At 63.6% G+C, this 12,959-nt stretch carries 12 protein-coding genes; 4 read left to right on the top strand and 8 right to left on the bottom strand.

The features are described from left to right. Positions 1-3: 3 nt before the first annotated feature. From NCS03_RS22885 to NCS03_RS22895, 3 genes are all read right to left on the bottom strand, one after another. Positions 4-1,095, bottom strand: coding sequence for an NAD(P)H-dependent flavin oxidoreductase (locus NCS03_RS22885; RefSeq protein ID WP_250529858.1), 1,092 nt, complete (start codon positions 1,093-1,095; stop codon positions 4-6). Positions 1,096-1,120: 25 nt separating this feature from the next. Continuing rightward, the gene (locus tag NCS03_RS22890) at positions 1,121-2,035 is read right to left on the bottom strand and encodes a LysR family transcriptional regulator (protein WP_250529859.1); all 915 of its coding nucleotides are present in this window, start codon (positions 2,033-2,035) and stop codon (positions 1,121-1,123) included. Positions 2,036-2,201: 166 nt separating this feature from the next. Further along, a complete protein-coding gene (locus NCS03_RS22895) occupies positions 2,202-3,713 on the bottom strand; it encodes a CoA-acylating methylmalonate-semialdehyde dehydrogenase (protein ID WP_008348966.1) in 1,512 nt (503 codons plus the stop codon). A gap of 112 nt (positions 3,714-3,825) precedes the next feature. On the opposite strand from NCS03_RS22895, the gene NCS03_RS22900 reads away from it, so the two are divergent. Next, positions 3,826-4,767 carry a LysR family transcriptional regulator gene (locus NCS03_RS22900; RefSeq protein WP_175982612.1) on the top strand — a complete coding sequence of 314 codons (942 nt, stop codon included), beginning with the start codon at positions 3,826-3,828 and terminating at the stop codon, positions 4,765-4,767. A 68-nt stretch (positions 4,768-4,835) separates the two neighbouring features. Here the strand turns inward: NCS03_RS22900 and NCS03_RS22905 are convergent, their stop codons facing one another. Further along, positions 4,836-5,138: a DUF4148 domain-containing protein gene (locus NCS03_RS22905; RefSeq protein WP_033536520.1), complete on the bottom strand. Its 303-nt coding sequence runs from the start codon at positions 5,136-5,138 to the stop codon at positions 4,836-4,838. A gap of 257 nt (positions 5,139-5,395) precedes the next feature. Between NCS03_RS22905 and NCS03_RS22910 the strand changes: the two genes are divergently transcribed. Further along, the gene (locus NCS03_RS22910; protein WP_250522054.1) at positions 5,396-6,631 is read left to right on the top strand and encodes an NAD(P)/FAD-dependent oxidoreductase; all 1,236 of its coding nucleotides are present in this window, start codon (positions 5,396-5,398) and stop codon (positions 6,629-6,631) included. A 7-nt stretch (positions 6,632-6,638) separates the two neighbouring features. On the opposite strand, the gene NCS03_RS22915 is transcribed toward NCS03_RS22910, so the two are convergent. Together NCS03_RS22915 and NCS03_RS22920 are read right to left on the bottom strand one after the other, a co-directional pair. Then, positions 6,639-7,535 (bottom strand): fructose bisphosphate aldolase, encoded by an 897-nt coding sequence (locus NCS03_RS22915; protein WP_250529860.1) that lies wholly within the window; start codon positions 7,533-7,535, stop codon positions 6,639-6,641. A gap of 174 nt (positions 7,536-7,709) precedes the next feature. Beyond that, the gene (locus NCS03_RS22920) at positions 7,710-8,108 is read right to left on the bottom strand and encodes a hypothetical protein (RefSeq protein WP_250436863.1); all 399 of its coding nucleotides are present in this window, start codon (positions 8,106-8,108) and stop codon (positions 7,710-7,712) included. Positions 8,109-8,413: 305 nt separating this feature from the next. Between NCS03_RS22920 and dacB the strand changes: the two genes are divergently transcribed. Continuing rightward, entirely contained in the window at positions 8,414-10,066 is a 1,653-nt protein-coding gene (dacB, locus tag NCS03_RS22925) for a D-alanyl-D-alanine carboxypeptidase/D-alanyl-D-alanine endopeptidase (protein WP_250529861.1), read from the top strand. Between the two features lie 12 nt (positions 10,067-10,078). On the opposite strand, the gene NCS03_RS22930 is transcribed toward dacB, so the two are convergent. Continuing rightward, entirely contained in the window at positions 10,079-10,948 is an 870-nt protein-coding gene (locus NCS03_RS22930; protein WP_008348981.1) for an alpha/beta fold hydrolase, read from the bottom strand. 104 nt (positions 10,949-11,052) lie between these two features. Here NCS03_RS22930 and NCS03_RS22935 point away from each other — a divergent pair, with 104 nt between their 5' ends. Then, positions 11,053-11,901: a LysR substrate-binding domain-containing protein gene (locus NCS03_RS22935; protein WP_008348983.1), complete on the top strand. Its 849-nt coding sequence runs from the start codon at positions 11,053-11,055 to the stop codon at positions 11,899-11,901. On the opposite strand, the gene NCS03_RS22940 is transcribed toward NCS03_RS22935, so the two are convergent. Further along, entirely contained in the window at positions 11,879-12,940 is a 1,062-nt protein-coding gene (locus tag NCS03_RS22940) for a phytoene/squalene synthase family protein (protein ID WP_250529862.1), read from the bottom strand. The genes NCS03_RS22935 and NCS03_RS22940 overlap by 23 nt on opposite strands. Positions 12,941-12,959 lie beyond the last annotated feature (19 nt).

Below are 12,959 nucleotides of genomic sequence, written 5' to 3' on the forward strand. Positions count from 1 at the left end.
CATTCAACGCGATGCATATCGCTGCAATCCCGCGATGCTTTCCCGCAGTTCGTCTTGCAGCCGCGCCATCAATTCGGCGGCGGGCAACTCGCGCGCGAGCGCGGCGGCTTGCCCTGCCCATTGCGCGCCGAAGCCGAATTCGCTCTTTGCTTTCGCCGCTGCGTGCAATGCCTTGCCTGCATCGTAGGTAATCGGATACGCGGGAATGGCAGGCGCTCCTTCGGCGCGCCCGAGTTCGGTGAACTTGTTGACGAGGCCGCGCGCCTTGCGCCCCGAAATCGCCGATGTGAACGTCGTGCGTTCGGCCGCATCGGTCAAGATCGCGCGACGGTAGCCCGCATCGATCGACGTCTCCGTGCAAGGCACGAACGCCGTGCCCAATTGCGCGGCCTGTGCGCCCAGCGCAAGCGCCGCCGCAATGCCCGCGCCGTCCATGATGCCGCCCGCCGCGATCACGGGCACATCGAACTTGCTGGCGAGAAGACGCGTCAGCGCGAACGTGCCGAGGTTGTCGTCGTCGGCTTGCGGATCGAAGATGCCGCGATGTCCGCCCGCTTCGATGCCCTGCGCGACGATCGCATCCATGCCCGCCGCGACGACCTGCTCCGCCTCACGCAAATTAGTTGCGGACGCAATCAGTTTGATGCCCGCGTTGCGCAACGCATCGATGTATTCCTTCGACGGCAAGCCGAAGTGAAAACTCACGATCGCGGGCTTCTCTTCGACGAAGACCCGGAGCATGGCATCATCGACGACGAAGCTCGTATAAATCTCGCTCAGCTTCGCGGGCGGCGTCGCGCCGTATTGCGCGAACACCGGCGCGAGCCAGTTCGTCCATGCCTGCTCGATAGCGGCGTCGGCGCGGGCCGGCTCATGACAGAACACGTTGATGTTGAACGGCTTGCTCGTCAGCTCGCGCGTCTCGCGAATCACCTTGCGCGCGCCTTCCGCGTTCATCGCGCCGACGCCGAGCGAGCCGAGCCCGCCCGCATTCGATACGGCCGCCGCGAGCGCGGGCGTGCTGACGCCGGCCATCGGCGCCTGAATGATCGGCACGTCGATGCCGAGTAGCGATGTCAATGCGTTCTTGCTCATGAATGTGCATCCTCTGAACGTTGATTCAACGCGTGCCGAGCTTCTCGACGACGAAGTCGACAAAAGCCCGCACGCGCGACGACAAATGTCTGCCGTGCGGATACAGCAGGATGAACGGCCTGCTGCATCCGCCGTAATCGCGCAGCACCTCGACAAGCGTGCCCGCGCGCAATTCTTCCTCGACGGTGAAGCGATAAATCTGGAACAGACCCGCGCCGTGACGCGCGAGCGGAATGCCCGCGAGCGCATCGCCGGACGTGCCGTAGCCGCCTTGCGTCGTGATTTCCACGAGTTCGCCGTTCTGCATGAAGAGCCACGGCACGGGCCGTCCGGTACTTGGCATCTCGAACTGGATGCATTCGTGCGCGAGCAGATCTTCGATTGTTTTCGGCACGCCCGCGCGCTTCAGATAAGCCGGCGACGCCACCGTGACCAACTCCGCATCTTCGAGCTTGCGCGCGATCAGACCGGAATCGCGGGGTGCGCGTCCGCGTATCGCGAGGTCGAAACCTTCATCGGCGAAGTCGATGTTGCGGTTGCTCAGATGCGCTTCGACCGTGACATCGGGATAACGCTTTCTGAACTCCGCAAGCAACGGCAGCATGCGGTAATGCCCGTAAGGCGTCGGCATGCTGATGCGCAACACGCCCTTCGGCGTCGTCTGCTGGCCGGTGGCTTCGCGCTCCGCTTCCGCGAGACGATTGAGCGCATCGCGACATTGCTCGAAGTAGCGACGGCCTGCATCGGTCAGTCGAATCTGGCGCGTCGTACGCACGAAAAGCCGCACGGCGAGGCGCTTTTCGAGTCGCGCGACCGAGCGGCTCACGGCCGCCGGCGTGACGCTCGCAGCGGTCGCCGCGAGCGTGAAGCTGCCGAGTTCGGCTGCAAGGCAGAAGAGTTCGATGCTGCCGAGAAGAAGGTCGTCGAATTGCCGCTGCATGTCGATTGGCTTCGCGTCGCTGTCGTTTTTGCTGCATCTTCGCCGCTTGCACATGAACGGTCAACCGACGGCGTTTCATACGGATCGGCGCGCCGGGGCACAAAAACGAACGCCCGCTTCTTCCACACGGAAAAAACGGGCGATTAGTTGCACGCGTAACGATCGATTACTTCGCGGTCGGCATCACGAATTCCGCGCCCTTCTCCGTGCTCTCGGGCCAGCGCTGCATGATCGACTTCTGCTTCGTGTAGAAGCGCACGCCTTCTTCGCCATACGCGTGCATGTCGCCGAAAAGGCTGCGCTTCCAGCCGCCGAATCCGTGCCACGCCATCGGCACCGGAATCGGCACGTTGATGCCGACCATGCCCACTTCGATGCGACGGCCGAATTCGCGCGCGATATGACCATCGCTCGTATAGCACGCGACGCCGTTGCCGAATTCGTGCTCGTTGACGAGATCGACCGCTTCGCTGAAGTCTTTCACGCGCACGCACGCGAGTACCGGACCGAAGATCTCTTCCTTGTAGATGCGCATGTCCGGCGTGACATGATCGAACAGCGTGCCGCCCGTGAAGAAGCCGTCTTCGTGGCCCGGCACCTTGAAGCCGCGGCCATCGACGACGAGTTTCGCGCCTTCTTCCACGCCCAGCGCGATATAACCTTCGATGCGTTCGAGTGCCTGGCGCGTGACGATCGGGCCCATTTCCGCATCGTCTTCCATGCCGTTCTTGATCTTGAGTTGCTGCGCGCGCTCTGCGAGACGCGGCACGATCTTGTCGGCGACATCGCCCACGAGCACCGCGACCGAGATCGCCATGCAGCGCTCGCCGGCCGAGCCGTAGCCCGCGCCGATCAACGCATCCACGGCCTGATCGATGTTCGCATCGGGCATCACGACCATGTGATTCTTCGCGCCGCCGAGCGCCTGCACGCGCTTGCCGTGCTTCGCGCCGGTCTCGTAGATGTAGTTCGCGATCGGCGTGGAGCCGACGAAGCTGATCGCCTTCACTTGCGGATGCGCGAGCAGCGCATCGACGACGACCTTGTCGCCCTGCACGACGTTGAAGATGCCATCGGGCAAACCGGCTTCCTTGAGCAGATCGGCCATGAACAGCGACGCCGACGGATCGCGCTCGCTCGGCTTCAGAATGAACGCGTTGCCCGCCGCGATCGCGACCGGGAACATCCAGCACGGCACCATGCACGGAAAGTTGAACGGCGTGATGCCCGCGACGATGCCGAGCGGCTGGCGCGTCGTCCAGTTGTCCATGCCCGTCGAGACCTGTTCGGTGTAGTCGCCCTTCAGCAGTTGCGGAATGCCGCATGCGAATTCGATCACGTCGATGCCGCGCGACACTTCACCCTGCGCATCCGAGAACACCTTGCCGTGCTCGGCGGTGATGATCGCGGCGAGTTCGTCGCGATGCTTGTTCATCAGTTCGAGGAACTTCAGCATGACGCGCGCGCGGCGGATCGGCGGCGTGTCGCGCCAGGCCGGGAACGCGGCTTTCGCGCTCGCGACGGCTGCATCGACATCGGCGGCTTCACCGAGCACGAGCTTGCGCGGACGCTCGCCCGTCGCGGGATTGAACACCGGCTGCGTGCGCGTGGCCGAGCCATGCGTGCGCTCGCCGTGAATGTAATGAACGACGTCGGCGGTGTCGTTGAACGCTTGCATGCTGTCTCCTCTCACGGACTGGTTTGGCAATTGACACAGTGTAGGAAGCGATGCGCCCCTTGCAAAGACGCTATGATTGAACTCATTGTTTATATTGGCAAACAATCGGTTGATGGACGAGCAAAAGATCGAAGGTCTGTGGACGCATTTGCACTGGCTCACCGTGCTTGCGGAACAAGGCAGCTACACGGCCGCCGCCGCGCGGCTGAACGTATCGAAAGCGGCGATGAGCCAGCGCATCGCCGAACTGGAGCGCGCGGCGGGCGTGCCGCTCGTCACGCGCACGACGCGCAGCGTGCGTTTCACCGAAGCGGGCCGCAGGCTCGTCGACGATACGCGCGAGCAGTACGAGCGCATCGCATCGAGCTTCATGAGCGTCAAGGAGATGGCGGGCGTCGCGCGCGGGCTCATCCGCGTAACCGCGCCGATGGCCTTTTCGCGGCAGCAGCTCGTGCCGCGCATGGCCGGATTTCTGCACGCGCACCCCGATGTGCGGGTGCAACTGGAGGCATCGGACCGGTTGAGTTCGATCGCGACCGAAGGCTTCGATCTCGCGCTGCGGCACAGCGCGCAGGTGCCGGATACGCACGTCGCGTGGAAGCTGTGCGATACCCGTTCGGTGATCGTCGCGACACGCGCCTATCTGAAGCGGCGCGGCACGCCGGCGACGCCCAACGATCTCGTCACGCACGATTGCCTCGTCTATCCGCGGCCGCAGGCATCGAGCATCTGGTCGTTCGAAAGGAAAGGCGGGCGCAAGACTTCGACCGGGCCTCATACGCTCGCGGTGAGCGGTCCTTTCGCGGCGAACAACAGCGAAGTGCTGCGCGATGCAGCGCTCGACGATCTCGGCATCGCGCTCTTGCCGGATTTCACCGCGCAGGCCGCCGTGCAAGCGGGAAAGCTCGTCGTGCTGTTGCCGGAGTGGCGTCCGGTCGGCGCGTTCGCGGATCAGCTATTCGTGGTGCGGCCTTATGCGCCGCATGTGCCACGCGCGGTCGCGCTTTTCATCGGATATTTGCGCGAGACGTTCGCAGGCGGCTTTCCGCTCTAGAACGAAAAAACGCGCCGGTCCGAGACCAGCGCGTTTCGTGATGCGGCTTGCAGCTTGCTGCTTGCTGCTCAGTGATGCGCGAACGTCGGGAAAACGTCGGCTTGAACCGCGTTCACGCGAGCGCCCGATTGCGCTGAACCATCCGCCACACCGCCATATCCGTTTTGCGCGGCGACGCGCGCTTCGGCAGCTTGAACGTCGGCGGGATACTTCGAATCGCTGATGACGTTCGGGTTATAACCGGCCTTTTCCAATTGCACGATTTGCTCGCGGACTTCGGCGCGCGTCAAAGGCTGATTCGACTGCGCGAACGATGCGACCGGCGCGGCAAAAGCAAGAGCGACCGCTGCGATACCGATGAACTTGTTCATGATGCTTTCCTCCATCCATAAGTTTTGAGTTGCCGCTCACGCTGCCTTGTTTGCTTCGTGCGCGACCGTTGAACAGAGTTTAGGTATCGCACGCCCTAGGGTAAATACCTAAACGGCGAAATCACTTTTGGCGAAAACCCGACTAATACGGGCACGCGCGATGAGAACCAACGCCTTGCGAATCGCCTATAACCAAGAACGGAGCGCCGCTCTACGCGACGCATAGCACGAACGATCGTTTAATCAGGGGAATGGCCTTGAAACGAATCCTTGTGATTGGCGCGGGTTTCGCCGGTCTGTGGAGCGCGCTGTCGGCGGCGCGCAAGCTGGACGAACTCGGGCACGCCGACGAAGCGGAAGTCGCCATCGTCAATCCGGTGCCTTTTCATAGCGTGCGGGTGCGCAACTACGAACAGCCGCTCGACCCGACGCTCGTGCAACTCGATACCGTGCTCGGGCCCGCGGGCGTGCACCTGATTCAGGCGAAGGCGACGAGCCTCGACAGCGCGAATCGCCGTGTGACGATCGAACGCGACGGAGCATCGGAGACGCTCGACTACGACCGGATGATCCTCGCGGCAGGCAGCGTGCTCGTGCGTCCGCCGATTCCGGGCCTCGATCGCTATTCATTCGATGTCGACACCTACGCGGGCGCGTGCAAGCTGCAGGCGCATCTGCTGACCTTGCCCGCGCTGCCCGACACGCCCGGCCGCTATACGGCGGTCGTGGTCGGCGCGGGACTGACGGGCATCGAGTTGGCGGCGGAATTGCCCGCGCGCCTGCGCGAGATCGTCGCGGAAAAGGATCGCGGCAAGGTGCGCGTCGTGCTCGCGGATCGTTCGGCGCGGATCGCGCAATCGATGGGCGGCGCGCAGCATGTCATCGAAGGCGCGTTGCAGACGCTCGAAGTCGAGATGCGGCCAGGCGTGACGCTCGAATCGGTCGATGGCCAAGGTCTCACGCTCCACGATGGCGCGGCGAGCGAGCGCATCGAAGCGGCGACGGTCGTCTGGTGCGGCGGCATGCACGCGAACGCGCTCGCGGCGCAATTGCCGGTCACGCTGGACCCGCTCGGACGCGTGCCCGTCGATACGTTTCTGCGCGCGGAAGGCGTGCCGGGCGTGTTCGCGGCGGGCGATTGCGCGCGCATATTGATCGACGGCACGCGGCCATCGGTGATGTCGTGCCAGCATGGCCGGCCGATGGGACGTTACGCGGGCAACAACGCCGTCTGCGATCTATTCGGGCTGGAGATGCTGCCGCTGTCGATCGACTGGTACACGACCATCTGCGATCTCGGGCCGTGGGGCGCGGTGTATACGGAAGGATGGGACAGAAAGCTCGTCTCGGAAGGAGAGACGGCGAAGGCGACGAAGCGCACGATCAACGGCGAGCGCATCTATCCGCCGAAAAGCGGCACGCGCGAGGACATTTTTCGGGCGGCGGCGCCCGTCGTGCAAACGCCGCCGCCTACCGAACGCGCCAACAAGTAACGAAGCGTCAGACCTTCTTCACGGACGCTTCGTAGATCTCGTCGATCGACTGCTCGAGCGTCTTGTCGAACTCGCTGTCGCTCATGTCCTTCTTCAGCTCGTTGATGAGCGCGCGCGAGAAGCTCGCGATCATGCCGTGGTTCTGCGCGAGCTTCTTGCACGCGTCGCTGCGCGTATAGCCGCCCGACAGCGCGACGACACGCACGACACGCGGATGCTCGATCAGCGGACGATAGAAATCCGCCTCGTCGGGGATGGTCAGCTTGATCATCACGTTGCTCGATTCCGGCAGCGCGTCGAGGCCCTTCAGCAATTCGTCGCGCAGAATCTTTTCCGCGCCTTTCTTGTCCGGGCTCTTGATCGAGACTTCGGGTTCGAGAATCGGCACGAGACCGTGCTTGATGATCTGCGCGCCCACTTCGAACTGCTGCTTCGCCACGGCGGCGATGCCCTTTTCGTCGGCTTGATGGATCACCGAGCGCATCTTCGTGCCGAAGATGCCGAGCTTCACGGCGCGCGCCAGAAGATCGTCGAGACCGGGGATCGGCTTCATGATCTGCACGCCGTCGGCTTCGGCTTCGAGACCCTTGTCGACCTTCAGGAACGGCACGACGCCGCGGTCTTCCCACAGGAACGTGGGAACGGGCTTGCCTTCCGCTTCGCCGTCCATCGTGCGCTCGAACAGAATCGCGCCGATCACCTTCTTGCCCGTGAACGAAGGCGCCGTCATGATACGCACGCGCATTTCATGCATCAGCTTGAACATTTCGGCGTCGCCGTTGTAGGCGTCGTCCGGAATTCCGTATTGCCGCAGCGCGCCGGGCGTCGATCCGCCGCTCTGATCCAGAGCAGCGATGAAACCATCCTTCTCAGCCATTTGCGCGAGCATCTTTTCGTTAGCCACGAACATTTCCTCCTCGAAGTTCAAACACCGGACTTGTGCGCGCACAGTCCGGGCTTATGGTTCAGCTTCTGCAAGTGTAAAGGTTTTGACGGGCGCTCAAGTCGTGCAAATCCGCCATTTGCGCGCAAATGGGGTGATGTCGTGCGCTGGCGCACGGCCCGCGACAAGAAAACTTCAGGAAGGAGCGGAATTGAGGCCGCCCGCGTTGCCGGATCGCCAGACGATGCCGAGGGCGCGCTTGAAGAGCGATGGCGCGCGCGTGAAGTCGCCGGCTTGCGGCAGTTGCGCATGATCGTTCGATGCTTCCGATGCAGCTTCGATCGCCTCCGGTTCGGGAACGGGCTCCGGAACAGGCGCGAGCTTTTCGCGCGCGTCGCCGCAACGCTGGTTCAGCACGCGGCGCATGTCGGGGTCGTCGATCAGCGCTTGCGCGGTCGCCATGCCGCGCTCGAATTGCAGCGCATAGGCGATATCGGTGAAATCTTCGTAGCGGCCGCTATCGGCCAGCTCGTACGCCAATTCGAGCGTGCGCCGGCGTTTCCATGCATCGAGATCGTCGTGGGCCGTGCTCAAGGTGTCCTCTTCTTCGCGATGAGGTGCCGAAGATGTTAGCCCGCGCCAAACTTTTTTCCGTTGTCGCGTCACAACAAGCAGACGAAAAGCATTCACGATTTCAAACAAAAACCGCTTGCCTGAAGCACTGGATTCGCGATAGTCCTCGCTTGACAAGGCTCGTGTAAGGTATTTAATTCACTCACCCGCCTCGCTGCGAAATGATGGGCGGCCGCCGACATGTCCTGTCTGCGCTGTGAAGCAGTCCCGACGTATGGATGTTCGCTCCGGTGCGGAGCGCGATGTGCCTTTATCGGAGCCGCGTCATGAACCCGCTTTCAGGAAGTCCGGCACGCGTGGCCGCTCTCGCTCTCGGCTGCGCGCTCGTCACGTCCGTAACCGGTTGCGGCGGCTCCGATTCCACCGATACGTCCGTCCCCGACGCCATCACGCAGATCATGAAAAAGCCCATGTATCAGGGCGCGACGTGGGCATTGCGCGTCGTCGATCTGAACTCGGGCGATCTCGTCTACGACATGAATTCGAACGCGCAGGTGTATGTGGCGTCGGTGCGCAAGGTGTTTTCGCTCGGCGCGGCGCTCGATCAATACGGCGCGCAGCATCAGTTTCAGACGCCGGTGTATCGCACGGGAACCGTCGATGCGGCCGGCACGCTCAACGGCAATCTCGTGCTCGTCGCGAGCGGCGATCTCTCGATGGGCGGCCGCACGAACGCCGACGGCACGCTCGCCTGGACCAACTTCGACCACAACGAAGCGAACAATCTCGGCAACGCGCAGATCACCGCGCCCGATCCGCTCGCGGGCTACGACGCGCTCGCGGCGCAGGTGGCGGCAGCGGGCATCAAGAAGGTCAACGGCGAAGTCGTCATCGACGATCGGCTTTTCGAACCCTTCGACTTTCGCGGCGAATTTCAATTGCGGTCGATCTTCGTGAATGACGATGTCGTCGATACGATCATCTCGCAGGGCAGCGCCGGCTCGGCGACGCCGGTGGACTATCGGCCGAAATCATCGGCGTTCACGGTGCAATCCACGTTGATGACAGCGGCGGCGGGCACCGAGGCGAAAATCACCGTCACGCCGACGGACCCGACCTGCTTCGGCTCGCTTGCCTGCACCGGCACGATCGGCGGTTCGATTCCGGCGAATTACGTGCCGCCGATCGTGCCGAATTTCCCGGTCATCCGCACGTTCCGCATCACCGCGCCGCAGAACTATGCGCGCACGGTGCTCATCGAGGCGCTCGCGCGCGCCGGCGTGAGGGTCACGGCGCCGGCTGTCGAAAACAACCCGACGCAACTTCTGCCCGCGAAGAATTCATATTCCGCCGATACGCGCGTCGCGCAGCTCACATCGCAGCCGTACAGCGAATATTCGAAGTGGATTCTGAAGGTCAGCTACAACATCGGCGCGGACACGAGCCTCATGCTCTTCGGCGTCGCGAACAACGGTTCGACCACGCTTCAGTCGGCGCTCGCGGCGGAGAACGCGAAGCTATCCGCCGCGCCGTTCAACGTGCCGATGAGCCAGACGCATTTCATCGACGGCAGCGGCGGCGGCGAAACGACGGCGACGCCGGTCGCGGTCATCGCGATGTTGCGCGCGATGAACGGCCGTCCGGCGTTCCCGGCGTATCTGGATTCGATGCCTTTTCTCGGCGTCGACGGCTCGCTCGCGAGCACGACCGACTTCGAAGCCGATCCGACGCTCGCGGGCGCGAAAGGCAAGGTCTACGCGAAGACGGGAACGTACGTGACCGGCACCGAAAACCCCGACGGCACCGCGACGACCACGCTCAAAGGTCAGGCGCTCGCGGGTTATATCGACGCGAAAAGCGGACGAAGGCTCGCGTTCGCGCTGATCGTGAACAAGGTGCCGATCAGCGACGTGCCCGACATCATCAACGTGTTCAACGACGAAGGCACGATCGCGGCGAACATCTGGAAGCTGCAGTGAGCCGCTTTCGGCTCACCATGCGCCGGCGAACGCCAGCACCGCGCGATTGAACGCGCCGGGACTCGCGACGTTCATGCCGTGCGATGCGCGCGCGATCGTCTGACGCTCCGCGAACTCGATCCACTCTTCGAGCTTCTCGACGTTGTTGCGGAACATGCGCGGGCTTTTCTCGCCGTCGATCAGCAGCGTGCGGCACTTGATGTCGCGCGCCGCTTCGCGCGTGTATGCGGGCAGCGGATCGCGGAATTGCTTCGGCAGCGTGAGCGCGTTATCCAGCGCCATGCGACGGAAGCTCTCCGTGCTCTTCTTCCAAAAGCCCGGCATGCTGACCGAATCCACGAACATTTCGAGGCCGCGGTCGAATTCGCCCTGTTCGATCAGCTCGGCCACGCGCGTGCGCAGCGCGTTGGTCGCGGGCGGCAGCGTGGCGGGCGTGGCCTGCGGCGAGGTTTGCAGCGGACCGCCCGGATCGGCGAGCGTGAGCGTCTTCACGAGCCGTGGATACTCGCGCGCCAGATGAAACGCGACGCAGCCGCCGCGCGAATGCCCGACGAGATGCACGGGCGCGAGATCGAGCGCCTCGATGAACTCCGCCATTTCCGCGACATGCGCTTCCCAGCCGAATTCGCCTTGCACGAAAGCATCGACGGCGGGCCAGTAATGCGACAGGCTCGGCGCGATCACGCGAAAATGCTTCGCGAGCGGCAGAATCTGCGCGTCCCAGTAGCGGTAATCGCACAGCGAGCCATGCACGAGAACGAGCGGCTCGCCCTCGCCGCACTCGATATACGGCACGGAAATGCCCGATTTCGTCGTGGCAAACGACGGTTCAGGCAGACCTTGCACGGCAGTGAGGACGGAGAGATCGGTTCGCGCGTTCATGAGTTAGCTCCTTGGATGCGACTATGCGCCGCGGCGAAGCAAAAGAAAAACGCATAATTTTGATAGAATCGTTCAGAATTTCTGATAGCAACCGGTCGCTCACCATGAAAGCGCTCGATCTGGACGTCCTTTCGATGATCATCGCCGTCGCGGATACCGGCAACATCAGCCGCGCGGCGGAGCTCGTGCATCGCTCGCAGTCGGCGGTCAGCATGCAGATCAAGACGCTGGAAACCGCGCTGGGCAAGGCGCTGTTCGTGCGCAAGCCGCGCAGCGTGGTGCCGACGCAGGACGGCGAAGTGCTCCTCACCTACGCGCGGCGCATGATCGCGCTGCGCGACGAGGCATGGGCGGCGGTCGTGCGGCCGGACGTGACGGGACGCGTGGTGATCGGCGTGCCGGACGATTACGCGTCGTCGCTTTTTCCGCCGATCCTCAAGAAATTCTCGGCGACGTATCCGAAAGTCGAGATTCAGGTGGTCGGCCTGCCGAGCGTCGCGCTCGCGCCGATGGTGAAAGACGGCTCGGTCGATCTTGTCTGCGCGACGCGCGTGAAGGGTTTGTCGGGCGAATTTCTCCGCCACGAGCCGATGGTCTGGGCCGCCGCGCCCGGCACCGAGATCTGGAAGGAGCGGCCCTTGCCCATCGCCGTGTTTTTGCCGGGCAGCGTCGCGCGCGAAAACGCGATCCGCAGCCTGGAGCGCGCGCGCATCGGCTATCGCACGTCGTATGAAAGTCCGAGCCTGCTCGGTCTGCTGACGATGGCCGAAGCCGGTCTCGCCGTGACGCCGCTCGCGAAATGCGCGGTGCCGGCGCATTTCACGCTGCTCGGGCCGGCGCAAGGCCTGCCCGATATTGGCACGCTCGAAGTGGTTCTGGCGCGCAGCGCGGCGTCGAAACGGCCGCCGTGCGACTTTCTCGCCGAACGCATCATGGCCGAGTTGCGGCGCTGATTTCGGCTTCTATCGCCTGAACGCGGCGCGCGGTCCACGCGCGCAACATGCCGTTCGATACGACCATCGGCAACGATGCCGCCATGATCCGGTACACGTCGTTGCGGCGCACTTTCGAGACCTTCTGCGGATCGAGCCACGCTTCGTTGCGCGCGAGCAGGACGAGCGTATCGAGGCCGATCATGATCGGCCAGAGACACGCGAGACGCAGACGGATCGCGCTCGCCGGAATCGCGAGCGTGTAATCGACGGCGTCTTCAAACAGCGCGAGCGACGTGCGCAGCAATTCGAAAAGCACGGGCCGCGCGCGCGCCGACGTTTCGGGCCGCAACACATCTTGCGGCGTGAGGCCATGCCGCGCGAGCATCGATTCGGGCAGATAGCATCGGCCGATGCGCAAATCCTTCGCGCAGTCGCGCAGCACGTTGGTCATCTGCAGCGCCTTGCCGAAGCGCACGCCGAGCGCGAGCATCGTGTCGGGCGCGGCTTTCAGCGTGCCGGGCATATGCGCGTACGTCATCTTCGTCCAGAATTCGCCGACGCAACCCGCGACGAGATACGTATAGCGATCCAGTTCGCCGAACTCCCGCAACGCGACGATCTCGCCCGATGTTTCGTCGGGAAACGTGCGCAGATCGAACTCCATGCCGGTGGAAAGCGTCGTGACGATGTCGCGCACGGCGGCCCGGTCGTCGGCGTTCAATTGCGGCAGGATCGCGAGCGCCGCATCGAGCGATTCGAGCAGCGCGCGTTCGTCCGGCTGCGCCTGCTGCCCCGCGACCTCACCCGCGATGCGCTCGAGCGCGCCGTCGTCGGGCGCACCGTTGATTTGCGCGCGCAGCGAGAGCAGCAATTCCAGCCGACGCTGCGGCGAAATCAGCGATGTATCCGCGATCGTATCGGCGGCGCGCGCAAGCAGATACGCGAGCCCGATGGGGTCGCGCATGCCCGCCGGCAAAATGCGCAGCGTGAGATAAAACGACCGCGACACGCTCTTGAGAAGCGGGCCCAGCAGGAAGGCCCGGGGCGAATTGTTCATGACTTGGATCGGATGACTC

Origin of the sequence: Caballeronia sp. ATUFL_F1_KS4A, assembly GCF_023630905.1 — a bacterium.
Classification (GTDB): domain Bacteria; phylum Pseudomonadota; class Gammaproteobacteria; order Burkholderiales; family Burkholderiaceae; genus Caballeronia; species Caballeronia zhejiangensis.